Annotated in this window: 22 protein-coding genes and 2 pseudogenes; 13 read left to right on the forward strand and 11 right to left on the reverse strand. The window is 70.9% G+C overall.

Annotation, left to right across the window (positions count from 1 at the left end; genetic code table 11):
* Positions 1–375 precede the first annotated feature (375 nt).
* Positions 376–1,548: pseudogene (gene rho, locus GQ466_RS14245) on the forward strand (transcription termination factor Rho); the annotation flags it as partial.
* Positions 1,549–1,552: 4 nt separating this feature from the next.
* On the opposite strand, the gene GQ466_RS14250 reads toward rho, so the two are convergent.
* Positions 1,553–2,995, reverse strand: coding sequence for a serine/threonine-protein kinase (locus GQ466_RS14250; RefSeq protein ID WP_272917985.1), 1,443 nt, complete (start codon positions 2,993–2,995; stop codon positions 1,553–1,555).
* A 64-nt stretch (positions 2,996–3,059) separates the two neighbouring features.
* Entirely contained in the window at positions 3,060–4,637 is a 1,578-nt protein-coding gene (locus tag GQ466_RS14255; RefSeq protein WP_161103325.1) for an acyl-CoA synthetase, read from the reverse strand.
* A 241-nt stretch (positions 4,638–4,878) separates the two neighbouring features.
* Here GQ466_RS14255 and sigE point away from each other — a divergent pair, with 241 nt between their 5' ends.
* The 3 genes from sigE (at position 4,879) to GQ466_RS14270 (ending at position 7,885) form a co-directional block, all read left to right on the forward strand.
* Complete coding sequence (gene sigE, locus GQ466_RS14260) at positions 4,879–5,412, forward strand: RNA polymerase sigma factor SigE (RefSeq protein WP_161103902.1); 534 nt, start codon at positions 4,879–4,881, stop codon at positions 5,410–5,412.
* 268 nt (positions 5,413–5,680) lie between these two features.
* The gene (locus GQ466_RS14265; RefSeq protein ID WP_337193466.1) at positions 5,681–6,538 is read left to right on the forward strand and encodes a Scr1 family TA system antitoxin-like transcriptional regulator; all 858 of its coding nucleotides are present in this window, start codon (positions 5,681–5,683) and stop codon (positions 6,536–6,538) included.
* A gap of 201 nt (positions 6,539–6,739) precedes the next feature.
* Complete coding sequence (locus tag GQ466_RS14270; RefSeq protein WP_161103327.1) at positions 6,740–7,885, forward strand: methyltransferase domain-containing protein; 1,146 nt, start codon at positions 6,740–6,742, stop codon at positions 7,883–7,885.
* 12 nt (positions 7,886–7,897) lie between these two features.
* Here the strand turns inward: GQ466_RS14270 and GQ466_RS14275 are convergent, their stop codons facing one another.
* The 3 genes from GQ466_RS14275 to GQ466_RS14285 all read right to left on the reverse strand — a co-directional run bounded on the left by GQ466_RS14275 (position 7,898) and on the right by GQ466_RS14285 (position 9,187).
* A complete protein-coding gene (locus GQ466_RS14275) occupies positions 7,898–8,086 on the reverse strand; it encodes a DUF397 domain-containing protein (RefSeq protein WP_161103328.1) in 189 nt (62 codons plus the stop codon).
* An 85-nt stretch (positions 8,087–8,171) separates the two neighbouring features.
* Positions 8,172–8,372, reverse strand: coding sequence for a DUF397 domain-containing protein (locus GQ466_RS14280; protein ID WP_161103329.1), 201 nt, complete (start codon positions 8,370–8,372; stop codon positions 8,172–8,174).
* On the reverse strand, positions 8,369–9,187 hold the full coding sequence (locus GQ466_RS14285; RefSeq protein ID WP_337193467.1) for a helix-turn-helix domain-containing protein: 819 nt from the start codon (positions 9,185–9,187) through the stop codon (positions 8,369–8,371). The genes GQ466_RS14280 and GQ466_RS14285 overlap by 4 nt, the downstream gene beginning before the upstream one ends.
* A gap of 151 nt (positions 9,188–9,338) precedes the next feature.
* On the opposite strand from GQ466_RS14285, the gene GQ466_RS14290 reads away from it, so the two are divergent.
* From GQ466_RS14290 to GQ466_RS31580, 3 genes and pseudogenes are all read left to right on the forward strand, one after another.
* A complete protein-coding gene (locus tag GQ466_RS14290; protein ID WP_161103330.1) occupies positions 9,339–9,689 on the forward strand; it encodes a hypothetical protein in 351 nt (116 codons plus the stop codon).
* A gap of 5 nt (positions 9,690–9,694) precedes the next feature.
* A complete protein-coding gene (locus GQ466_RS14295) occupies positions 9,695–10,093 on the forward strand; it encodes a hypothetical protein (protein WP_161103331.1) in 399 nt (132 codons plus the stop codon).
* A gap of 172 nt (positions 10,094–10,265) precedes the next feature.
* Positions 10,266–10,445 (forward strand): annotated as a pseudogene (locus tag GQ466_RS31580) (helix-turn-helix domain-containing protein); the annotation flags it as partial.
* A gap of 183 nt (positions 10,446–10,628) precedes the next feature.
* Here GQ466_RS31580 and GQ466_RS14305 read toward each other — a convergent pair.
* The 5 genes from GQ466_RS14305 to metX form a co-directional block, all read right to left on the reverse strand.
* Positions 10,629–11,942 carry an esterase-like activity of phytase family protein gene (locus GQ466_RS14305; RefSeq protein WP_161103333.1) on the reverse strand — a complete coding sequence of 438 codons (1,314 nt, stop codon included), beginning with the start codon at positions 11,940–11,942 and terminating at the stop codon, positions 10,629–10,631.
* Between the two features lie 139 nt (positions 11,943–12,081).
* Positions 12,082–12,768: a hypothetical protein gene (locus GQ466_RS14310; protein WP_202420427.1), complete on the reverse strand. Its 687-nt coding sequence runs from the start codon at positions 12,766–12,768 to the stop codon at positions 12,082–12,084.
* A gap of 63 nt (positions 12,769–12,831) precedes the next feature.
* Positions 12,832–13,302 carry a CoA-binding protein gene (locus tag GQ466_RS14315; protein WP_161103334.1) on the reverse strand — a complete coding sequence of 157 codons (471 nt, stop codon included), beginning with the start codon at positions 13,300–13,302 and terminating at the stop codon, positions 12,832–12,834.
* Complete coding sequence (locus GQ466_RS14320; RefSeq protein ID WP_161103335.1) at positions 13,299–14,615, reverse strand: O-acetylhomoserine aminocarboxypropyltransferase/cysteine synthase family protein; 1,317 nt, start codon at positions 14,613–14,615, stop codon at positions 13,299–13,301. The genes GQ466_RS14315 and GQ466_RS14320 overlap by 4 nt, the downstream gene beginning before the upstream one ends.
* Positions 14,616–14,626: 11 nt before the next feature.
* Positions 14,627–15,793: a homoserine O-acetyltransferase MetX gene (metX, locus tag GQ466_RS14325; protein WP_161103336.1), complete on the reverse strand. Its 1,167-nt coding sequence runs from the start codon at positions 15,791–15,793 to the stop codon at positions 14,627–14,629.
* Positions 15,794–15,863: 70 nt separating this feature from the next.
* Between metX and GQ466_RS14330 the strand changes: the two genes are divergently transcribed.
* From GQ466_RS14330 to GQ466_RS14340, 3 genes are read left to right on the forward strand one after another with little or no spacing between them, the layout of a single operon-like run.
* A complete protein-coding gene (locus tag GQ466_RS14330) occupies positions 15,864–16,412 on the forward strand; it encodes an OsmC family protein (protein WP_161103337.1) in 549 nt (182 codons plus the stop codon).
* Positions 16,413–16,422: 10 nt separating this feature from the next.
* A complete protein-coding gene (locus GQ466_RS14335; protein ID WP_161103904.1) occupies positions 16,423–17,640 on the forward strand; it encodes an NAD(P)-binding domain-containing protein in 1,218 nt (405 codons plus the stop codon).
* Between the two features lie 16 nt (positions 17,641–17,656).
* Positions 17,657–17,998 carry a GatB/YqeY domain-containing protein gene (locus GQ466_RS14340; protein ID WP_161103338.1) on the forward strand — a complete coding sequence of 114 codons (342 nt, stop codon included), beginning with the start codon at positions 17,657–17,659 and terminating at the stop codon, positions 17,996–17,998.
* On the opposite strand, the gene GQ466_RS14345 is transcribed toward GQ466_RS14340, so the two are convergent.
* On the reverse strand, positions 17,978–18,637 hold the full coding sequence (locus GQ466_RS14345; RefSeq protein WP_161103339.1) for a TetR/AcrR family transcriptional regulator: 660 nt from the start codon (positions 18,635–18,637) through the stop codon (positions 17,978–17,980). The genes GQ466_RS14340 and GQ466_RS14345 overlap by 21 nt on opposite strands.
* Positions 18,638–18,744: 107 nt before the next feature.
* Between GQ466_RS14345 and GQ466_RS14350 the strand changes: the two genes are divergently transcribed.
* The 3 genes from GQ466_RS14350 (at position 18,745) to GQ466_RS14360 (ending at position 22,097) form a co-directional block, all read left to right on the forward strand.
* The gene (locus GQ466_RS14350) at positions 18,745–20,016 is read left to right on the forward strand and encodes a lipase family protein (RefSeq protein ID WP_337193468.1); all 1,272 of its coding nucleotides are present in this window, start codon (positions 18,745–18,747) and stop codon (positions 20,014–20,016) included.
* A 67-nt stretch (positions 20,017–20,083) separates the two neighbouring features.
* Positions 20,084–21,214, forward strand: coding sequence for a fatty acid desaturase family protein (locus GQ466_RS14355; protein ID WP_237417870.1), 1,131 nt, complete (start codon positions 20,084–20,086; stop codon positions 21,212–21,214).
* Positions 21,215–21,293: 79 nt separating this feature from the next.
* Positions 21,294–22,097 (forward strand): NAD-dependent epimerase/dehydratase family protein, encoded by an 804-nt coding sequence (locus GQ466_RS14360; protein ID WP_202420428.1) that lies wholly within the window; start codon positions 21,294–21,296, stop codon positions 22,095–22,097.
* Position 22,098 lies beyond the last annotated feature (1 nt).

Below are 22,098 nucleotides of genomic sequence, written 5' to 3' on the forward strand. Positions count from 1 at the left end.
GCCGCCCGCCCCGGGACGGTCATCTCACACCGCGCGGGGAATGCACCGGGCCGGTTCCGTGCTGTACTGTCAAGGTGACGCCTTCGTTCTTCCGCGGATGCGCGGCGCAGGCGTCTTCCCCGTCCGGGCCATCTGAGCGCCCGGTGAACCGTTCTCCTTGCGCGCCCGTACCGGTCGACGCGCGATCCGCGTACCCGGCCCCATCGCTCGCCCGCGCACCCGGCGGGCCGCGCAACGCATCGTCATCCCACCGACAGCCGGGGGTCACCCGGCCGTATCCGGGAAGGAATCCGGGAGGGACGTGAAACGCCGTTCCCGCCCGAGAAGGGACCTTCATTGCCCAGCACCATCTCCCCCGAACGCACCGTGTCCGCCCGGCGGGACCTGCCCGCGCAGGTGCCCCGGCAGACCGCCCGCCCCGCCGCGTCGTCCGGCGACGCCGATCCGGTCGTCCCGTTCACCGGGATCCTGTCCGTCCACGACAAGCACGCGTTCGTCCGGACGTCCGGCTACCTGCCCGGACCCGACGACGTGTACGTCTCCCTCGCCCAGGTCAAGGCCGCGCACCTGCGTCCCGGCGACGCCGTCGCGGGCACGGCCCGGCCGCCGCGCGGCAACCGCGAGAAGGTCAACGCGCTCGTCGACGTCACGACCGTCAACGGGCTGCCCGCCCGCGAGGCCGCCAACCGTCCCGAGTTCGGGTCGCTGACGCCGCTGTTCCCCAACGAGCGGCTGCGCCTGGACACCGGGCCGCTCGCGACCCGCGTCATCGACCTCATGGCGCCGATCGGCAAGGGCCAGCGCGGCCTCATCGTGTCGCCGCCCAAGGTCGGCAAGACGATGATCCTCCAGTCCCTCGCCGCCGCGATCACGCTGGCCGAGCCGGACGTCCACCTCATGGTCGTGCTCATCGACGAGCGGCCCGAAGAGGTCACCGACATGCGCCGCACGGTGGACGGCGAGGTCATCCACTCCACGTTCGACCGTCCGGCCGAGGAGCACACCGCCCTCGCCGAGCTGGCCGTCGAGCGCGCCAAGCGGCTCGTGGAGCAGGGCCACGACGTGGTCATGCTGCTCGACTCGATCACCCGGCTCGGCCGCGCGTACAACCTCGCCGCGCCGTCCAGCAGCCGCATCCTCGCGGGCGGCGTCGCGACGACCGCGCTGTACCCGCCGAAGAAGTTCTTCGGCGCCGCCCGCAACATCGAGAACGGCGGCTCCCTCACGATCCTCGCGACCGCGCTGGTCGAGACCGGCTCCCGCATGGACGAGGTGTTCTTCGAGGAGTTCAAGGGCACCGGCAACATGGAGCTGAAGCTCGACCGGAGCCTCGCCGACCGCCGCGTGTTCCCCGCCGTGGACCTGGAGGCGTCCGGCACCCGCCGCGAGGAACTGCTCATGACGCCCGAGGAACTGGCGCTGAACTGGCGGCTGCGCCGCGCGCTGTCCGGGCTGGACCGGCAGCAGGCCGTCGAGCAGCTCCTGGAGAAGATGAAGGGCACGAAGTCCAACGCCGAGTTCCTGCTGCGCGTGCAGCAGACGACCTGACCGTTCAGTTCCGGGCGCGGAACGTCCGCAGGATCCCGTCGTACACGCGCTGACCCGGCGTCCACCGGTCGTCCGGCGCGGTGAAGGCGAACTCGTAGCCCGGCATCCGGCTGTGCAGGCTGTGCAGCGGCGGAGTGCCGCCGGCGCGTCCGCGCCAGGTGAACTCCCAGGCCGCCGCCGCGCCGCCGAGGCCGGGGACGGCCGTCATGCGCAGCCGCCGGTAGCCGGGCAGCCCGCCCGACGCCAGCGCCGCATGCTCGGCCCGGCGCAGTCCCGCGAGGGCGTCGCCGCGCGCCGGGACGATCCGCAGCGTCCGCGCGTGCGCCCGGTCCGTCCACTCGACCGCGCCGCCGGACACGCGCCGTTCCCAGCCCGCCGGGACGTCGATCGTGTACCCGGCGTCCTCGTGGTAGGTCGCCGCGCGTCCCGTCACGCCCGGGACGGACTGAAGCGCCGCGTCGCCCTGCCCCACCGCGTCCCACCGCGCCGTCCACGCGCCGAGCACGACGGCCAGCACCGCGAACATTGCGACGGTCGCGAGCGCGCCGGCCCTCGGGCGCCGCGCCGACAGCCCGACGTGCATCCGCTGCTGCCACGAGACGGGTGGGTCCAGGCGCGGCGGACGGGCCACGTCCGCGAGCAGCCGGTCGACGTCGTGCGCGGGCAGCCGGTCGGCGGGGTCCTGGCACATGAGCGCCGCGAGCACCGGGGTGAGCGCGCCCGCGCGGCGCGGCGGCGCGTGCTCGCCGAGCAGGACCGCGACCATCGTCGCGAGCGCGTGCGGCCGTGCGTACGGCGAGACGCCCTCGACCGCCGTGTAGAGCATGACCCCGAGCGACCACAGGTCCGCCGCCGCCCCGGCGTCCTCGCCGCGGATCCGCTCGGGGGCGAGGAACGCGGGCGACCCCTCGATGCCGGCGACGATCGTCTCGTCGGTGCTCGGGCCGCCGCGCGCGTCGGTGGCCAGGCCGAAGTCGGTGAGGTAGACGCGGCCGTCGTCGCCGACGAGGACGTTGCTCGGCTTCACGTCGCGGTGCAGGATGCCCGCCCCGTGCGCGGCGCGCAGCACCGACAGGACGGCCCGGCCGATCTTCGCCGCGCGGACGGGGTGGAGCGGCCCCTCCGTCCGGACGATCTCGTGCAGGGACCGGGCGTGGACGAACTCCATGACGATCCACGGCCGTCCGTCCTCGATGACGACGTCGTGGATCGCGACCACGCCGGGATGGCGGAGCGCCGCCGTCGCGCGCGCCTCGCCGAGCAGCCGGCGGCACAGCAGCCGGCGTTCGCCCGCGGTGAGCCTGCCGGGCAGCCGCACCTCTTTGAGGGCGACCTCGCGGTCCAGCATCTCGTCGTGCGCACGCCAGACCGTGCCCATGCCTCCGCGTCCGACCACGGAGAGCAGGCGATACCGCCGGGCGAGCGGTATCGACCCTTCATCCCCCATGAGCCTTATATGCACGACTTGGGGGCGGCGGATGTCCTGACCGGCGTAATCCTTTTTTGACGGTCTATCCGGCGAACACCGATCGCGCCCATTTGTAGTCGGACTTGCCCACGGCCGTGCGCTGCACCTCGTCCACCAGGACGATCTGGCGGGGCAGTTTGTAGCCGGCGAGCCTGCCGCGGCAGTGCTCGGTCAGCTCGTCCAAGGTCGGGCTGGTGCCGGGGCGGGGCGCGACGACGGCCGCGACGCGCTGCCCGAACCGCTCGTCGGGGAGGCCGACGACCACGGCGTCGTAGACGTCCGGGTGGTCCTTCAGCGCGACCTCGACCTCTTCGGGGTAGACCTTCTCGCCGCCGGTGTTGATCATCAGGGAGCCGCGGCCGAGGAGGGTGATCGTGCCGTCCGCCTCCAGCGTGGCGAAGTCGCCGGGGATCGACCAGCGCTTGCCGGAGGCGTCCGTGAAGAACGTTGACGCCGTCTTGACCGGGTCGTTGTAGTAGCCGAGCGGGATGTGTCCGCTGCGGGCGAGTTTGCCGATCTCGCCGGGCTTGACGGCGTTGAGGTCGTCGTCCAGGACGGTCGTGTCCGGCTTCATCTGGAACCGGGCGGTTCCTTCCGCGCCGCCGACGGACGGGCCGGTCGTGCCCGTCTCGGACGCGCCGTAGTTGTCGAGGAACATCACGTTCGGCAGGTGGGCCTGCAGCGCGTCCTTCGCGGCGGCGGTGAGCGGGGCGCCGCCGGACGCGATCGCGAACAGCGACGACGTGTCGTATCCGCCCTTCGCCAGTTCCTTGGCGATCGGGCGCGCCATGACGTCCCCGACGACCATCAGGACGTTCGCCTGCTCTTGCGCCAGCAGGTCCAGCGCCACTTTCGGGTCGAACGCGTGCTCGGTGTACAGGACGACCTTCGCGCCGCTGAGCAGGCCCATGAACGCGACCCACTGGCCCGCGCCGTGCATGACCGGCGCGCAGTCCAGGACGGCCATCGCGGGCTGCTCGGCGTTCTTCGCGATCTCCTCGGGGCTGCCGATCGGGTCGCCGAGGACGTTCCCGCCGCCGAGCGCGCCGAAGAAGATGTCCTCGCAGCGCCACTCGACGCCCTTGGGGTAGCCGGTCGTACCGCCGGTGTACATGATGTAGCGGTCGTCGCTGGACCGCTGCGGGAAGTCGTTCTCGGGGGAGGCTTGGGCGAGGGCCGCCTCGTACTCCACGGCGCCTTCGATGTCGGTTTTGTCGCCGTCCTCGACGACCACGACGTGCCGCAGCTTCGGCAGGTCGTCCCGGATCTCTTCGACGCGGGCCAGGAGCGAGCGCTCGCCGACGAGCGCCACCGCGTCCGAGTCGGACAGGACGTGGTGCAGCTCGGCCGCCACGTAGCGGTAGTTCACCGGGATCGGGACGGCGCGGATCTTGAAGATCCCGATCATCGCCTCCAGCCACTCCGCCCGGTTGTAGGACAGGATCGCGACGTGCTCGCCCGGCGCCACCCCGGCCTCCGCCAGGTGGTGGCCGACGCGGCTCGCGCGCTCGTCCAGCTCGCGGTAGGTGCGGCGCTCCTTCCCGGCCACCAGTGCCGGACGCTCGGGACCCGCGTGGGCCAGGATCTCCAGAAGGTCGGCCAGGTTGTAACTGAACGCCATGCCAACGCCCTCGCGATCTGGGGTGGAGTACGAGATTCCCCCGATTCATCCATACCGGTCGGTATGTATTCAATTACTCGTCCAGTTCAACTTCGTGAGATGGGTCACAGCTCGACTACCCCACGTGAACCGTCGGGATGCCCGGGAAACCCGGGACGCTTACACCGGTCTTATCCACGAGACGCCATGCTGTGCGGTAACGATTCGGCATCAGACGGGGGTAGCGGTGAGCGCAGGCGCGATGGCGTGGACGCCTCCTTCCTGGGAGGAGATCGTCCGCGAGCACTCCACACGGGTGTTCCGGCTGGCGTACCGCCTGACCGGCGACCGGCACGACGCCGAGGACCTGACCCAGGACGTCTTCATCCGGGTCTTCCGCTCGCTCGCGTCCTACTCCCCCGGCACCTTCGAGGGCTGGCTGCACCGCATCACCACGAACCTCTTCCTCGACCGCGCCCGCCGCCGCCAGCGGATCCGCTTCGACGCCCTCGCCGAGGACGCCGACGACCGCCTGCGCGGACGCGAACCGTCCCCCGCCCAGGTCTACGACGAGACCCACCTAGACGCCGACATCGAACGCGCCCTCGCCTCCCTCGCCCCCGAATACCGCGCCGCCGTCGTCCTCTGCGACATCGAGGGCCTCTCCTACGAAGAGATCGCGGCAACCCTCGGCGTCAAAATGGGCACCGTCCGCTCCCGCATCCACCGAGGCCGCGCCCACCTCCGCGAGGCCCTAGAACACCGCCGCCCTCAAGAACCCGCCCCCCTCCCCTAACCGACCGCGCGGAAGCGCCGGGCAGAGGGACGACGTCACGCCTCGAACGCGACTCTTTGGCCGGTCGAGGTGACACGACGATCCGGCCGCCGTTCGGTGGGAGCGAGCGAGGTGACGCCCGTGTGCGCATGTTCGCGCACACTCGACGCGGAAGTGGCCGCCGTGGGCCTAATCTTCATCGGGTCCGTGCGGGTGACTCCGCACCTCATGGCGAAGATCATGGAGGCGATCGATGTCGTCCGGGCTCGTTCCACCTGACCACGTCTAAGTGGCCGCCCATCCATCATCGTCGGTTCAGGCGGCGCGTGAGGCCGTCGCCGGACGGCTGCGCGACATGCGGCTCGATGTCGTTCCCCGGCTGACCGCACGCGCGCTCGCCTCGGCCTGCGGCTGGCACGAGTCCAAGGTCTCCAAGATCGAAGCAGGGAAGCAGGGCGTCTCCGACGACGACATCCGCGCCTGGTGCCGCGTGTGCGGGACGGAGGAACAGGCCGACGGCGTGATCCGGCTGAACCGTCGCGCCGACAAGTCCTACGTCGAGTGGCGCCGGGCCATGCGCGGCGGCCTGACCAACGTGCAGGACTCCTTCACGCCGTTGTGGTCGCGCACGCGGCACTTCAAGGTCTACGAACCCGGCGTCATCCCCGGCCTGTGCCAGACCGCGGCGTACGGAAAAGCGATCTTGGACGTGGTGGCCCGCTTCTACCGGCTCGCCGCGGACGTCGAGGAGGCCGCCGCCGCTCGCGCGGAGCGGACACGCCTGCTCGCCGAGCACGGTCGCCGGTTCGCGTTCCTGGTCGAGGAAACGGCGCTTCGGTCGCGTATCGGCGCCCCGGAGATGATGGCCGAGCAACTGGGGCACCTCCTGACCATCGCCGTCCAGCCCAACATCACGTTCGGCGTCATTCCCATGAACGCCGAGCGCCCGCTCTACCCCGTCGAAGGCTTCTGGATCTACGACGACGCCGAGGTGCTCGTCGAGACGGTGTCCGCGCAGCTCAACATCGTGGATTTCCACGAAGTGCGGCTTTATGTGCAGACCTTCGAGGAACTGGCCGCCATCGCGGCGTTCGGAGCCGAGGCCCGCGCCCTGATCGCCGACGCGCTCACCACCCTGGACGCGTGAGCAAGTTCGAGCAAGTTCCCTTCCGTCGCGGCCCGGGACGTTCATACCGTCACCGCGTCGCGGGTCGTTCCGGCGGAGAGAGGGTCGCATGGGCAAGCACGATGAGAAGAAGGAAAGTGACGGGCAGTGGGATCGGCCGGTCCCGCCCAAGAACCCCGAGAACCCGCCCGGCGGCGGTCGGCACGAGAAGGGCGACAAGGAATGATCAGCGCGTCCGCTCGGCTTGCGGGTCTGGTGGACGAGCTGGTCCGCGTCGGTGATCTGTCACCTGGATGGCAGGGTGCGGTGTCCGCCGTGCCCCGGCACCTGTTCATCCCGGACACGGTGTGGAAGGAGGACGGCGATCGGCTCGTCCCGGTCCACCGTGCCGACGATGAGGACGCCTGGTTGGGTCTGTGCTATGCCAACGAGCCGGTCATCACTCAGGTGGACGACGGCGATCCGGACGGACCCGGGCTGGTGGGCCACGAGATCACCAGTTCGGCGAGCCGCCCGGGCGTGGTGACGTCGATGCTGGCTCGGCTGGAGGCCGAACCGGGGATGCGGGTGCTGGAGATCGGCACCGGGACGGGATGGAACGCCGCGCTGCTGGCCGAACGTCTCGGGGCTGCGAACGTCACCAGCGTGGAGGTGGACCCGGCGGTCGCCGACCGCGCGCGTGCGGTGCTCGAGGCCACCGGACACCCCGTTGCGGTGGTCACCGGCGACGGCGCGTCGGGGCATCCGCCGAGTGCGCCCTATGACCGGGTGATCGCCACCGTCGCGGCCCAGCAGGTGCCGTGCGCCTGGGCGGAGCAGACGCGGCCGGGCGGGCGGGTGCTGGTGCCGTGGGCGACCGACTTCCACAACGGCGCGCTCGTCGCGTTCACGGTCGCGCACGGCGGCGTCATGCGGGGTCGCATCGTCGGGAACGTGGCGTTCATGCGGTTGCGTGAGCAGCGCGGAATACGGGCGTCGCTTGCCCGGGACGTGCGGGACGCGGCGGGGGCGCGTCGCACGTTCACCGACCTGCATCCCTATGACGTGATGGGCGAGTACGACGCGTCCCTGGCGGTCGGCTTGCGGGTGGCCCGGTGCAAGCCGGTGATCGAGCACCGTGCCGAAGGCTCGTACACGGTGTGGCTGATCGACCCGTGGTCGGGTTCGTGGGCCGGCCTCGCCCACGAGGCCGGTGCCGCGAAGTTCGAGGTCCGCCAGCAGGGCGACCGGGACCTGTGGGACGAGGTGGAGGCCGCCTATCGCTGGTGGGACCGCCTTGACCGGCCGACCGCCGACCGCTGGGGCCTGACCGTGTCCCGCGAAGGACAACACGTCTGGCTCGATGACGAGAGCAACCCCATCGACTAGCGCCGATTGCGGTCAGGGGGTCAGGGCGTTGGTGCGGGCGGCTGCCAGGAGGGTGGCGAAGTGGGCTTTGGGGAGGGTGATGGTGCCTGCTTCGCGGGCTGCGGTGTCTCGGATGTGGACCTTGCCGGGGATTGAGGCCGCTTCTACGCAGTTGAGGTGTTCGGTGCCGGAGTGGGTGGATTTGCGCCAGTTGGTGGGCATGGGGGCTCCCCTCGGGTCGTGGTGGGCGTGCCCGGGGGGTGGAATGGGGAAACCCCCGCCGGGGCGGGGGTTCGTGTTCCGGGGGTCAGAGGGTGAGGGCGCCGGTGCGGGCCGCTGCCAGGAGGGTGGCGAAGTGGGCTGCCGGGAGGGTGATCGCGCCTGCTTCGCGGGCGGCCGTGTCGCGGATCGCCACCTTGCCGCTGTCGGACCCGGCTTCCACGCAGTTGCCGTGCTGGCCGCCGGAGCGGGTGGACTTGCGCCAGTTGCGGGGGTTGATCTCGGTCACGCGGACTCCTGGATCTTCTTCAGCAGTTGATAGCTGTCGGTCACGGGCATCGCCGCTGACCTGACGAGATCATAGCCGTCGACCAGATCTTTGATCACGGCCTCGTCCTCGATGATCCGACCCGACTTGCCGATTCCGTCTTGCCAGGCGACGAGCGGTCCCTTTTTCCGAGGCTCGATGAGGTGGATTCCGCACTCAAGTCCGATGTAAGTGATGTTGGACTGCTCCACGAGCTGCACTTGCACATTCCACTGATCCGCGCGATCGAGGATCATCTGGATCTGTACCGGACCCAGATCCGGGTCGCGGGCGAGGTTGCGAATGAGGCTCTCGCTCATGATCGCCTGGAGCTTGACGGCATTATCGCCGTCGAGAATCTCCTGCCGCCGGTCGCGCTCCTCGACGACCTCGTCGGCGAGCTGCGGGGTCAGGGCATCCTTCGCCAGCGCCCTGACATAGGCCGGAGTCTGGAGCAGGCCGATGACGGCCGAGGGCGAGAAAGCCCGGATCATCCCGGCTTCAGCCTCGTACTTCGCGAGTTCCAGGGCGTTCGGCGGGATGCGGCTGGCGGCGGCGACCTCGCGGTGCTCGGTGAAGTAGTCCGTCTCGAAGAGCATGTCGATGATCTTCGCGGTCTTCTCGTCGGGGATCAGCCGACCGTGCTCGTAGCGGCTGACCTGGGCGGTATCGCAGATGAGTTTTTGCGCGAGCTCCTCTTGAATCCAGCCTTTTTTCTCCCTGTTTGTCCGGATCTTAGCCCCGTAGTGTTCGGCATATGTCCTGTTCGGGCTGAGCTTCTTCGGGGGGCGGGCCACGTTTTTGCTCCTGTCTCGCGGCACGTCTTCGGCCTTCCTGACGGGAGGGTACATCGGACACGCTTGTCCGTGACGGATCTCCCGAGAAAGGGCGGAGATCGAGGACGAAGGCGAGTGATCGGTGAAATCGACCCCGCCCGGGCGCGGCCCGGTGAGAATCTCATCCACTGATCACCGCAGTGGTACGTCCGCCGAATCCCCGGCACTGGACGGCGTCCGTAATGCGCGGCTGCGCGTCGCGCTGAACCGTCTCGCCGACGCCCTCGGCGGGCTCGGCGGAATGCGTTGGAAGATGTCCGCTCCGCACGCCACGGGAATGCCGTTCCTCGTCGTCACCGGAGTCGGGGAAGGGCGGGCCAATCTCAGCGAGACCGTCCGCGCCCGCGTCGCCGACGACGGGACGATCGCCTTCGTCTGGTCCTGGGGCGACGACATCGCCGGGCGCGGCGACGCCGGTGCGGCGGCCCGCGCGGTCGCCCGCGTCCTCGACCCCCGGATGTGACGGCGATGGCGACGGAACTCGCGCGCCGGGCCGAGGCCCGGCACCCGGGCTGGGTCGTGGTGTGGGGCGCCTACCGCCGCGCCTACACCGCCTGGGCGGCCTGGTCGCCCGCGCCGCTGCTCGTGGAGGCCGCCACCGTCGCCGCCCTCTCGGCCGCGATCCGCGCGGCCGAACGCTCCCCCGTCCTCCCTGCGGCGGATGCGATGAACGTCCCGGCGGCGGGCCGTGCCGTGCCGCCGGGCGAGGGTCCCGTGCCCGTGGATCACCCCGCGGCCACGGGCACGGGACCGCAGTCCGAACCCGCCACGACCGCGTCCAGGAGGGGAGCGCACCGGCCCGGCCACCGCCGCCAGCGCGCCCGGGCGCGGCTGTGGCGGCGGTCGCGCCGGTTCCGTCCCGCCTGACGGACCGGAACCGGCGCGGCCCCAGGCGCGCCGCCCCGAGCGGCGCGTCCCGCGAAGCCCTCCGGGCCGCGCGAGTGTCGTGCGCACGGCGCCCGGCGATCAGCCCCGCGCGGCCCGGAGGTTCCACCGCCCGACCGACGGCGCTCCGCCGTCCCGCACAGAATCCACGATGATGACCAAGAAGCCCGAAGAGCCGCAGCGGCAGACCCTCTACACGCCGGCCGAGGTCGCGAACTTCTTCCGCGTCGATCCCAAGACCGTCACCCGGTGGGCCAGGACGGGCACGCTGACCCCGGTCATGCTGCCGTCCGGCCACCGCCGGTACCGCGCGGACGAGATCCACCGGCTGCTCAACGTCCCGGTCGACGAGCAGCCCGAGCCGGAGCCGGAGCCGAGCGCGCGTGCGCTGGCCGTCCTGCACGGCGTGATCCGCGACTACTTCGGCGGCGACCCCGCCGCCGTGGTGCGGTTCCTGCGGAAGTCCTGAACCGGGGCACGGCCGGACGCCGTCGGGCGTCCGGCCGTGTTCTCGCGGTCAGCGCAGGGGGGTGGTCAGGCGGACGGTGACCAGGGTGGTCTGGACGCCGCTGTCGACCAGGCGGCCGTTCGCGTCGAAGGCGGCGGGGCCGTCGGTCATGCCGAAGTCGTTGTCGTTGATGAGGGCGATCGTCCACGGGTTGAGGACGGCGATGCCCTCGACCTTCTTCGGGGTGCCGGGGACCTTCGTGAAGTCGATCGCCAGGCGCTTGGAGAGGACCGGGACGCCGGCGGCGGCCGGGTCGGGCAGGGCCTCCAGGGACGGAGTCGTGGTGGGCGCGTTCCAGGGGGTGTTGAGGATGTTCGCTTTGCGGGTCAGGGTTACGCGGTGCAGGCGGAAGGTGTTGTCGGTGCGCTCTTGGACGAGCAGCGTTTCCGGGCCGATCGCCGCCAGTGCGGAGATCTTCAGGTCGCTGGTGTCGGTCGCGGACGGGTCCACCACGTTCACCGGGTCGAAGCGGTAGGCGTACTCGGCCGTCACCTTGTTGAGGCGCGGCGAGAAGCGCAGCAGGCGCGTCGTGCGGGACGCGTTGCCGACCGCCTTCGTCGGGTTGAGCAGCGGGCTCTGGAGCGCGATCACCAGGTCGCCGCCGGGCAGCGCCGTCAGGCCCTCGAAGCCGCGGTTGCCCTTGCGGGTGAGGAAGATCGACGGCAGCGCCTCGATCACCGGGTAGTCCGCGCCGGTCAGGGACAGGCCCTTCGGGACGTACCGGGCGAGCACCCGGCCCTTCGCCGAGACGTGGACCAGGGACGGGCCGTACTCGTCCACCAGCCAGAACGTGCCGTCGTGCGCCGGGACGACGCCCTCGGTGTCCAGGCCGTTCGGGTTCAGGTCCAGCTTGGCGGTCGCGTTGTAGTTGTACGGCGTCTCGTCGCGCACCGGCTGGTTGGACAGGCCCGTCACCGGCTTGCCGTGCGCGGTCGTGATCGGGATCGCCTTGACGACGTCGAGGCGCTTGCCGTGCACGCGGACCCTGACGATCGCCGGGTCGAAGCCGGGGACGGGGAACGTGCGGCGGTTGTCGCCGTCCACCTTGATCTGGCCGTTCGGGCCGCGGTCGGTGACGGTCCAGAACTCGCCGGGGCGTCCGGCCGGGTAGAGGTCGCTGCCGATGCCGCCGAGGTCGACGCCGCGGTCGTCGGCGACGGTCCCGGGGAGCAGCGCGTTGGAGAACTCGCCGAGGGGGATGTCCGGGAGGGTCGCCGTGCCGGTGACGGTCCCGGGGGGCGGCGCCGCGTGGGCGGCGGCCGGGGCCAGCAGCGCGGCGGCGGTCGCCGCGACGGTGATCCCGCGGCGGATGGGTCGTGCCATGACGATGTGCTCCTCGGCCAGACGTGAAGATTCTTCCGAGACGGTCCACGGCACGCGTGAACCGGCGCTGACATCGTCGTGAACCCTGATCCGCCGCGTCCGGAACACCTGTCGGCGGCGACCGGAACCCCGCAGGTCGTCAGTAGCGGCCGAGGACGAGCTGCGTCTTCAGAATGTCGCCGTGGTAGAGCCAGCCGTGCGCGTCCGCCACGGCGATGGCGTCGCTGTGCAGGGTGGCGGCGTCGTTGTAGTTGTCCGTCTTGAAGGACAGTTCGACGATGTACTCGGTGCCGGTCCCGTCCGCGCCGACGACCGGCACGACCTCGATGCTCGCGTCGTCGGACGCGCCCCACGCGCCGCCGTAGACCTTCGACGTGACCGGGCCGTGCGCCCGCGACGCCTTGAGGATCGTCTTGCCCCAGCCGGTGGACGACCAGTCCGTCAGCTTGCCCGGAATGTCGTTGACGAGCCAGGTCCGTCCGGTGTCGCTCGTCGGCAGCGCGGTGCCCGAGTAGCCGCTGGAGCTGTGGCTTTTTTCGGTCGCGCAGCTCAGCGTCTGCTTGGCGTAGCCCCAGTCGACCTCGCAGTCGTAGTTGGTGTCGCTGCTGTCGAAACCGTCATTGTTGGCGGTCGTCAGCGCGCCGTTGATGTCGCCGCCGGTGATGGGCCAGCGCTTCTTGTACGTCTCCTCGAACGACTTGCCCGACTTGTGGCGCAGCCGGACGTCCCAGCCTTCGCCGTTCAGCTCCAACGGGTTCGTGTCGTAGTACGCGTACGACCGCGCGTTCGCCGACCCCGTGATGCCGAACAGGGACATGATGGTCATGCCGGGACCTTCGCCGCCCGGGATGATCTCCGCGTGGCCGCCGCGTGTGCGGGACGTGAACCGCTATTGCAGGCCCGTCCGGACGGACGTGACGCGCCCGGTGTCGAACCCCAGCCAGTGCATCCGGCCCCGGTAGCGCGCGTGCTCGATCTTGAGGCAGCGGTCCACGACGACGTCGAGCCCGGCGTCCGCCGCTATTCGCGAGCCCTCCTCGTTGACCACGCCGAACTGGCACCAGAGCGCGCCCGCGCCGATCGCGACCGCGTCCCGCGCGATGCCCGGCAGCGCGGACGGCGCCCGGAACACGTTCACGACGTCCACCGGAACGGGCACGTCGAGCAGGCTCGGATAGGACGTCTCGCCGAGGATTTCGGTCTCCCGCGGATTCACCGGGATGACGCGGTAGCCGTGCCGCTTGAGGTAGTAGCCGACGAAATAGCTGGCCCGCAGCTCGTTGGACGAGAGGCCGACGATCGCGATCGTCCGGGCCGAGTTGAGCACTCGCTGAATGGTCAGCGGATCCTGGTAGTTCATGCCACCGCCCTGACGTTCGCGAACCCCTGCTCCAGATCCCACAGCAGGTCCTCGGCCGATTCGAGCCCCACCGACAGCCGGACCGTGCCCGGCCCCACGCCGGCCGCCGCCAGCTCGTCGTCGGAGAGCTGCCGGTGCGTGGTGCTGGCGGGGTGGATGACCAGGCTTTTCGCGTCCCCGACGTTGGCCAGGTGGGACCAGAGCGTGACGCCCTTGATGAACTCCTGGCCGCCGTCCCGGCCGCCCGCGCAGTCGAACGAGAACACCGCGCCCGCGCCGCGCGGCAGGTACTTCTCGACCAGCGGACCGTATTCGCTGCCCGGAAGCCCCGCGTACGTCACCCGGGACGCCAGGTCGTGCGCCTGAAGGAATTCCGCGACCGTCCGGGCGTTCGTGACATGCCGTTCCATCCGCAGCGACAACGTCTCCAGACCTTGCAGCAGAAGGAACGCGTTGAACGGCGACAGCGCGGCGCCGAGGTCCCGCAGCGTCTCGGCGCGGAGTTTCATCAGATAGCCGTACGTGCCGAACGTCTCGTGGAATTTCAGCCCGTGATAGGCGGGCGACGGATCGGCGACGACCGGGTACCGCCCGTTGGACCAGTCGAACGTCCCCGACTCGACCACCACGCCGCCGATGCTCGTCCCGTGCCCGCCGAGGAACTTCGTCGCGGAATGGACGACGATGTCCGCGCCCCACTCGATCGGACGGCACAGGTACGGCGTCGCGAACGTGTTGTCCACGACGAGCGGCAGCCCGTGCTCGTGCGCGACGTCCGCCACGGCCGCGATGTCCAGGACGTTCCCGGACGGGTTCCCGATCGTCTCGGCGAAGAACGCCTTGGTCGTGGGCCGGACGGCCTTGCGCCACGCGTCCGGATCGTCCGGGTCCACCCAGGACAGTTCGACGCTCATCTTCCGCAGCAGGTGCTTGAGCTGGTTGACCGTCCCGCCGTACAGCGCCGTGGACGACACCACGTGGTCGCCGGGCTCCAGCAGCGTGAACAGCGCCCCCGCCTGCGCCGCGATCCCGCTGGCGAACGCGACCGCGCCGCACCCGCCCTCCAGGTTCGCGACCCGCTCCTCCAGCACCGCGACGGTCGGGTTCATGATCCGCGAGTAGGTGTTGCCGTACTCCTGGAGGTTGAAGTACGCCGCCGCCGACTCGGGGTCCTCGAAGACGTAGCTGGTCGTCTGGAAGATCGGGACGGCCCGCGCGCCCGTGTTCGGGTCGGGCCGCTGCCCGGCGTGCAACTGCCGGGTCTCGAACCCGAACGCGCGGCCGTCCTCGGCGCGCGGTGGTGTGTCGGTCATCGCTTCCTTCTTCACAGGGACAGGAACCGGCGGACGATCGGAATCTGCCGCGCCTCTTCCAGCAGGAACGAGTCGTGCCCGTACGGGGCGTCGAGCACGTGCGCCTCGACCGGCCTGCCGAGCGTACGCAGGGCCCGTTCGATCGCGTGCGATCCGGACGGCGGGTACAGCCAGTCCGAGTCGAACGAGATGAGCAGTGTGCGGGCCGTGACGTCGGCGAACGCCCGTTCCAGGGTGCCGCCGTGCTGGCGCGCGAGGTCGAAGTACGTCAGCGCGCGCGACAGCAGCAGGTAGGTGTTCGCGTCGAACCGGCGGACGAACCCGTCCGCCTGGTGCCGCAGATAGTTCTCGACCTGGAACTCGGGCTCGGTGAGCGTGTGGCGGATGTCGTCGGAGAACTGGAGGCGTCGTCCGAACTTGCCGTCGAGGGCGGCGGCGGACAGGTACGTAATGTGTCCGACCATCCGCGCGAGGCCCATGCCCGCGTCGGGGGACCGTCCGGTGCCGTAGTAGCGGCCGTCCTGCCAATCGGGGTCGCGCAGAATCGCTTCGCGCGCGATGGCATTCCACGCGACACCTTGCGGGGCCAGTGCGTGCGTGGACGCGATGGCCACGACGGCGTCCACCTTGTCCGGGTACAGGATCGCCCACTCCAGCGCCCGCATCCCGCCGAGCGAGCCCCCGGCGACGGCGGCGATCCGGTCGATGCCGAGGGCGGTGAGCAGCGCGCGCTCGGTGCGGACCATGTCCGCGACCGTGACGACCGGGAAGTCCGGCCCGTACGGACGGTCGGTCGCGGGATCGGGCGACGACGGCCCGGTCGTCCCGCCGCAGCCGCCGAGCACGTTCGCCGCGACGACGAAGAAGTGGTCGGTGTCGAACGCCTTGCCGGGGCCGATCATGCCGTCCCACCAGCCGAGGTTCTTCCCGCCGCGCGCCGCGAACCCGTCGCGCGTGCCGGTCGGCGTCGCGGACGTGCCGGCGGCGTGCGCGTCGCCGCTCAGCGCGTGGCACACGAGGATCGCGTTGTCGCGCGCGGGGGACAGCGTCCCGTACGTCTCGTAGGCGACGCGGACGGGCGACAGCGCGCGCCCGCAGTCGAGCGGAACCGGGTCGGGGAGGTCGAGGAACCGCGTCTCGACGGTGCCGACCGAACCGGCCGCGAGGGTCGGCTTCATGGGGCTATGTTGCCCGCCTCACTGCGTGTATTGTCAAGCTTACCGGTAGGCAAACATGGAAAGGGTCGACATGACCACGGTCTCCAACGGTGTGAACGTCAAGGCGCTGCTCGACGCGCGGGACGCGCTGAAGGGCGCCCCCGAGGCCGCCCAGTTCACCTGGCGGGCCACGTCGAAGTGGCAGAACGGCGTCCACAGCACGACGCGGATCCAGCAGTTCTTCGGCCTCGGCCAGGAGCAGAACCACAAGACCGAGGCCGTCTTCGAGGCCGACCACCCCGAGGTCTTCGCCGCCGAGGACAACGGCATCACGCCGATCGAGTACCTGCTCGTCGGGCTCGCGAGCTGCCTGACCGCCGGGGTCGCGTCCGTCGCGCAGAACCGGGGGATCCAGCTCCGGTCCGTCGAGTCCACGGTCGAGGGCAACCACGACATCCGGGGCATCCTCGGCGCGGACAGCGACGTGCGCAACGGGTTCAACGACATCAAGGTGACGTTCACCATCGACGCGGACGCGTCCGAGAAGGACATCGAGGCCCTGGTCGCCCAGTCGCAGAAGCGCTCGGCCGTGTTCGACGCGCTCACCAACCCGACCAGCGTCACCGTCGAAGTGGCCTAGGAGCACCGTCATCGAGCACGTCACGACGGCCGTCGTCGGCGCGGGGCACGCGGGCCTGGCGGCGAGCCGCTTCTTGAGCGACCGCTCAATCGAGCATGTCGTCCTGGAACGCGGTGAAATCGCCAACTCCTGGCGGCGCGAACGCTGGGACTCGCTGCGGCTGCTCACGCCCAACCGGCAGAGCCGCCTGCCCGGCCACCGCTACGACGGCCCGGACCCCGACGGCTACATGACGGCGGGCGAGGTCGCCGACTTCGTCGCCGGCTTCGCCAAGGTCGCGGACGCGCCCGTCCGCACCGGCGTGGACGTCACGTCGGTGCGGGCGGGCCGCGCCGGATACGAGCTGGAGACGAGCCTCGGGCCGCTCGGCGCGCGGTCGGTCGTCCTCGCGTCCGGGGCGTGCAACCGGCCCGTCGTGCCGCCGTTCCACACCGAGGTGCCCGCGTCCGTCGTCCAGGTGACGCCGTTCGACTACGGCGCGCCCGACCGGCTCCCGGACGGCGGCGTGCTCGTCGTCGGCGCGTCGGCGACCGGCGTGCAGCTCGCGGCCGAACTGCGGCGGACGGGGCGTCCCGTGGTCCTCGCGGCGGGCGAGCACGTCCGGCTGCCGCGCACCTACCGGGGCCGCGACGTGCTGTGGTGGATGGAGGCGTCCGGCGTCTGGGACCAGCGCTACGACGAGATCGACGACCTGACGCGCGCCCGGCGGCTGCCGTCGCCGCAGCTCGTCGGGTCTCCGTCGCGCGAGACGCTGGGGCTCAACGAGCTGACGGCGCTCGGCGTCGAGATCGTCGGGCGGCTCGCCGCCGTGCGCGACGGCTGGGCGCTGTTCTCCGGCGGGCTGCGCAACGTCGCGTCGCTCGCCGACCTCAAGATGGAACGGCTGCTGGACACGTTCGACGCGTGGGCGGCCTCGGCCGGGATCGACGCGCCGCCGCCGGAGCGGTTCGCGCCGACGCGCGTCCCCGCGTCGCCCCGGCTGCGGCTCGACCTGCGCGGCGGCGAGATCCGCACGATCGTGTGGGCGACCGGGTTCCGGCCCGAGTACGGCTGGCTGCACGTGCCCGTCCTGGACGGCAAGGGACGCCTGCGCCACGACGGCGGCGTCGTCGCGCCCGGCCTGTACGCGCTGGGCCTGCCGGTGCTCCGGCGCCGCAAGTCCACGTTCCTGCACGGCATCGAGGACGACGCCCGCGAGGTGATCGCCCACCTCGCCGCCGGGTTGTGACCGGTACGGTGTTCTCGTGCCGTTGCGCCAGGAACTCAAGGACGCGCTCGTCGTCGCGATGAAGACCCGGGACAGGACCGCCGCGTCCGTCCTGCGGACGACGCTCGCCGCGATCGACAACGCCGGGGCCGTCGCGGTCGCCGACCCCGGGCCGCAGGCGATCGAGCTGACGCCGGTCGGCGCCGCCGCGACCGAGGCGCCCCGGCGCGACCTCACCGAGGCGGACGTCGAGCGGATCGTCCGCGCGGAACTCGACGAACGCCGCACGCTGGCCGCCGACTACGCGCGGGCCGGGAAGCCCGAGCAGGCCGAGCGGTTCCAGGCGGAGGCGGACGTCCTAGCCGGCGTCCTCGGCTAGCTCGCGCATGTACTGCCGGTAGACGACGTTGAACACCGTGACGGTGATCTCGGTGACCTCGTCCAGCGTCGCGTCCAGATGGCCGAGGACGCGCTCGGTCATGATCTCGTTGAACGCTCCGACGAGCTGTGTCGTGCCCATCTGCATGCGCTTGGTGCGCGGAATCCCGGCGGTCGCGGTCAGGTCGGCGATCACGAACTCGGCGAAGTCGCGCTTGGCCTGCCGGTAGCGCTCCTCGGAGACGGGCGTCGCGACGCGGATGATCTCGCGGAACACCAGGCGGGTGACGCGTGGATCAGTGCCGAGGGCGCGGATGACGGCGCCCAGCCCCGCCGCGATCCTTTCTTCGATCGTCGGACCGGCCCCCGCGACGGCGACGAGCGCCGCCTCCTGCCCCCGGCGGACCGCGTCGTCGTAGATCGCGAGCATCAGCGCCTCGCGGTCGGCGAACGACTCGTAGAAGTACTTCTTCGCCAGACCCGCCTCCCGGCAGACGGCCTCCACGGTGGTCGCGACGTACCCGACGGTGCCGAACAGTTCGAGCCCCGCCGCGAGCAGGCTCGCGCGGCGCGCGGCCTGACGTTCCGGGCCGTCCATGCCGCGATAGCGACGTTTGTCACTGGAAACCGGATCCGTCATCGCCGTTTTCGTCTCCCGGTCCGTGGTCAGCGCCGGTGGCGTCTGTCACATTTGGCTTCCTGCTCATCGGAGACGCGGCCGTCTCTGATGCCCCCCGAGGAGGAACCGTGAAGATCACTTCCGCTCTCGCGGCACTGAGTGTAGGTGCCGCGCTGGTGAGCGTCCCGGTCGTCTGGGCCGGCACCGCGGCGGCGGACACCGGGTGCTCCGCGAGCGACGCCGACATCTACAAGCCGCCCGCGTCCGTGACCGGGAACCCCGGCGACATCCTCGCGTGCGCGTCCACCCAGCTCACGTTCATTCCGAACGCGCCCAAGCTCAAGGCGTGGAAGGTCCAGTACGTCACGACCGACGCCAGGGGCAACAAGGTCGCCGCGTCCGGGACGGTCGCCGTGCCCGAGGCGGCCTGGACGAAGGGCGGGTCGCGTCCGACCGTCGCCTACGCGCCCTTCACGCACGGCTCCGGCGCGCAGTGCTCGCTGTCCAAGCAGATGACGACCGGGTTCAACGACCAGTACGAGGCGCCGAACCTGTCCGGCTTCCTCAACCAGGGCTGGGCGCTGGCCGCCACCGACGGCGTCGGGTACCTGGACGGCCAGACCCACTACTACGTCAACGGCAAGGCCAACGGCCCGGCGACGCTCGACGTCGTGCGCGCCGCCCGCAAGCTGACGGGCACCGGCCTGACCGCGGACGGCAAGGTCGCCATCGACGGCTACTCCGAGGGTGCCAACACCGCCGGGTGGGCCGCGCAGCTCGCCGGGTCCTACGCCCCCGACCTCAACGTCGTCGGCGCGGCGGCGGGCGGCATCCCGGCGAACCTCAAGGCCGCCGCCAAGCAGCTCAACGGCAGCTTCTTCGCCGGGTTCCTCGCCGACACGCTCATCGGGCTCAAGGCGCAGTACCCCGAGATGCCCTTCGACCAGCTCATGAACGACGCGGGCCGGCAGGCGGAGAAGGACGTCAAGGCCAACTGCCTCTTCGGGACGCTCGCGGTGTTCGCGGGCGCCAAGGTCGAGAACTTCACCAACGACAAGCTGACGCTCGACCAGCTCTACGCGATCAAGGGCCCGAACGGACAGACCTGGGGCCAGATCGCCGACAGCCTCAACCTCGGCCAGGACGTCGGGGGGCCGAACTCGTCCGCCACCTACAAGATCGGGTTCCCGGTCTTCCTGTACCGCGGGTTCTTCGAGGAGATCCTGCCGCACGAGCCGCAGGACGCGCTGCACCAGCAGTACTGCAAGGCGGGCGTCCAGAACACCTACAAGATCGCCTACCCGACGGAGCACGCGACCACGATGTTCGGCGCCGCCGGGGACGTCCTGAACTTCCTGACCGACCGCTTCGCCGACAAGCCGTTCCAGAACGGCTGCTGATCCCGGCCGGGGTCCCGGACTCCCGGGACCCCGGTCTCCCCGCCCGCGCCGGAACGGAGCCCCCGACATGACCAGCACCGTGGTGACCCGCATGATGCGGCTGCTCGCCGACGACTTCGCCCCGCGCACGGGCGTCGCGGGGACGCACCTGTCCGACGCGGACGTCAAGGAACTCGGGAACGAGCTCGACGCGCTGCGCCGCGAGGTGCTCGCCGACCTCGGCGCGGCCGACGCCCGCTACATCCGGCGGGTCATCGCGGCGCAGCGCGGGCTCGAAGTCACCGGGCGCGCGCTGCTGTTCGGCGCGTCCCGCCGGTGGGCGTGGTGGACGGGAACGGCGTGCCTGACCGTGGCCAAGGCGCTGGAGAACATGGAGATCGGCCACAACGTCATGCACGGCCAGTGGGACTGGATGCGCGATCCGAAAATCCATTCCACGACGTGGGAGTGGGACAACGCCTGTCCCGCCGACCAGTGGAAGCACGCCCACAACGTTCTGCACCACACCTACACGAACGTGCTCGGCAAAGACCGCGACATCGGCTACACGATCCTGCGCGTCAACGCCGCCCAGCCCTGGCACCCGGCCTATCTCGCCCAGCCCTTCTACAATCTGCTGTTCGCCGGGCTGTTCGAGTTCGGCAACGCCGTCTACGACCTCGGCGCCCAGCTCGAAGCGGGCGAGAAGTCCGAGGACGAGATCAAGCAGGGCCTCGCCGACGTCGGACGCAAGTTCGCCCGGCAGGCGCTCAAGGACTACGTCGCGTTTCCCCTGCTCGCCGGGCGCAACGCGCGGTACGTGCTGACCGCGAACCTCGCCGCCAACATCCTGCGCAACGTCTGGGTTCACACCGTCATCTTCTGCGGCCATTTCCCCGGTGACGTCGACGTGTTCCCCGAAGACGTCCTCGACGGCGAGACGCGCGGCCAGTGGTACGTGCGCCAGCTCCTCGGCTCCGCCGACATCACCGGCGGGCCCCTGCTGCACCTGCTCACCGGGAATCTGTCGCACCAGATCGAACACCATCTGTTCCCGGATGTCCCCAGCAACCGCCTGGCGCGCATCGCTCCGCGCGTCCGCGAGATCTGCGCCCGCTACGGCCTGCCCTACCATTCCGGCTCCTTTCCCCGGCAGGTCGCGAGCCATTGGGGAAAGGTCGTCCGGCACGCCTTCCCGACCGGGAGGAACCGGGGCTGAGACGCCCCGCCGCAGACGCGGAGCCCATCTCCAACATCCAGGGCGGAGATGGGCTCCGCCCCGTTGCGAAAGGTGACCGATGCGCGTCTTCATCACCGGTGCGGGCGGCTTCATCGGCCGCGCGCTCGCCGCGCGCCTGACCGCGCGCGGCGACGTCGTGACCGGCGTCGACCTGGTGCCCGGTCCCGGCGTCGTGCCCGGCGACATCACGCGGCCGGGGGTGTGGCAGGACGGGCTCAAGGGCGCGGACGCGGTCGTCCACACGGCGGCGATCGTCTCCAACGCCGCCGGGATGGACGCGCAGTGGCGCGTGAACACCGTCGGCACGCGGCGCGTGCTCGACGCCGCCGTGCGCGCCGGAGTGCCCCGGTTCGTCCTGTTGTCGTCGGTGCGGGCGTTCTCCGACACCGGGTTCCCGGACGGCGTCACCGAGGATCATCCCGTGCGCCCGGACGGCAACCCCTATGTCGACACCAAGATCGCCTGCGAGCAGGTCGCGCTCCAGGCGCACGCGGCCGGGGAGACTGCTCGCCGTGCGGCGTCCGGCCGCCGCGGGACAGGTGTTCACGCTCAGCGGCGGCACCGGCGTGACCTGCAAGGACTTCTTCGGGCACTACTGCCGGATGCTCGGCAGGCGCGGGCCGCTCGTGGTGCCGACCGCCGCCGGGCTCCCGGCCGTCCGGGCGGTCCGGCGCTGGCGCGGGTCGCGGGCGTGCGCAGCGAGCTGAACCCCGTCAGCCTGCGCTACCTCACCCGGACCGGGACGTACTCCATCGCCAAGGCCCGCCGGACGCTCGGCTACCAGCCCGCCGTCGGCCTCGCGGACGGCATGGAGCGCACGCGGACGTGGCTCGCCGAACGCGGCCTGGTTCCCGCCCGTTGAG

The sequence above is a fragment of the Actinomadura rayongensis genome (genome assembly GCF_009831215.1).
Taxonomy (GTDB): domain Bacteria; phylum Actinomycetota; class Actinomycetes; order Streptosporangiales; family Streptosporangiaceae; genus Spirillospora; species Spirillospora rayongensis.

Excerpts from the sequence above, each read along its gene's own strand:
- GQ466_RS14320 (WP_161103335.1), bottom strand. The coding sequence starts at position 14,615 with ATGACCGACACACCACCGCGCGCCGAGGACGGCCGCGCGTTCGGGTTC.
- GQ466_RS14250 (WP_272917985.1), bottom strand. The coding sequence starts at position 2,995 with ATGGGGGATGAAGGGTCGATACCGCTCGCCCGGCGGTATCGCCTGCTC.
- GQ466_RS14270 (WP_161103327.1), top strand. The coding sequence starts at position 6,740 with ATGATCAGCGCGTCCGCTCGGCTTGCGGGTCTGGTGGACGAGCTGGTC.
- GQ466_RS14345 (WP_161103339.1), bottom strand. The coding sequence starts at position 18,637 with ATGACGGATCCGGTTTCCAGTGACAAACGTCGCTATCGCGGCATGGAC.
- GQ466_RS14330 (WP_161103337.1), top strand. The coding sequence starts at position 15,864 with ATGACCACGGTCTCCAACGGTGTGAACGTCAAGGCGCTGCTCGACGCG.
- GQ466_RS14315 (WP_161103334.1), bottom strand. The coding sequence starts at position 13,302 with ATGAACTACCAGGATCCGCTGACCATTCAGCGAGTGCTCAACTCGGCC.
- GQ466_RS14355 (WP_237417870.1), top strand. The coding sequence starts at position 20,084 with ATGACCAGCACCGTGGTGACCCGCATGATGCGGCTGCTCGCCGACGAC.
- GQ466_RS14275 (WP_161103328.1), bottom strand. The coding sequence starts at position 8,086 with ATGCCCACCAACTGGCGCAAATCCACCCACTCCGGCACCGAACACCTC.
- metX (WP_161103336.1), bottom strand. The coding sequence starts at position 15,793 with ATGAAGCCGACCCTCGCGGCCGGTTCGGTCGGCACCGTCGAGACGCGG.
- GQ466_RS14310 (WP_202420427.1), bottom strand. The coding sequence starts at position 12,768 with ATGACCATCATGTCCCTGTTCGGCATCACGGGGTCGGCGAACGCGCGG.
- GQ466_RS14255 (WP_161103325.1), bottom strand. The coding sequence starts at position 4,637 with ATGGCGTTCAGTTACAACCTGGCCGACCTTCTGGAGATCCTGGCCCAC.
- GQ466_RS14305 (WP_161103333.1), bottom strand. The coding sequence starts at position 11,942 with ATGGCACGACCCATCCGCCGCGGGATCACCGTCGCGGCGACCGCCGCC.
- GQ466_RS14295 (WP_161103331.1), top strand. The coding sequence starts at position 9,695 with ATGGCGACGGAACTCGCGCGCCGGGCCGAGGCCCGGCACCCGGGCTGG.
- sigE (WP_161103902.1), top strand. The coding sequence starts at position 4,879 with ATGGCGTGGACGCCTCCTTCCTGGGAGGAGATCGTCCGCGAGCACTCC.
- GQ466_RS14360 (WP_202420428.1), top strand. The coding sequence starts at position 21,294 with ATGCGCGTCTTCATCACCGGTGCGGGCGGCTTCATCGGCCGCGCGCTC.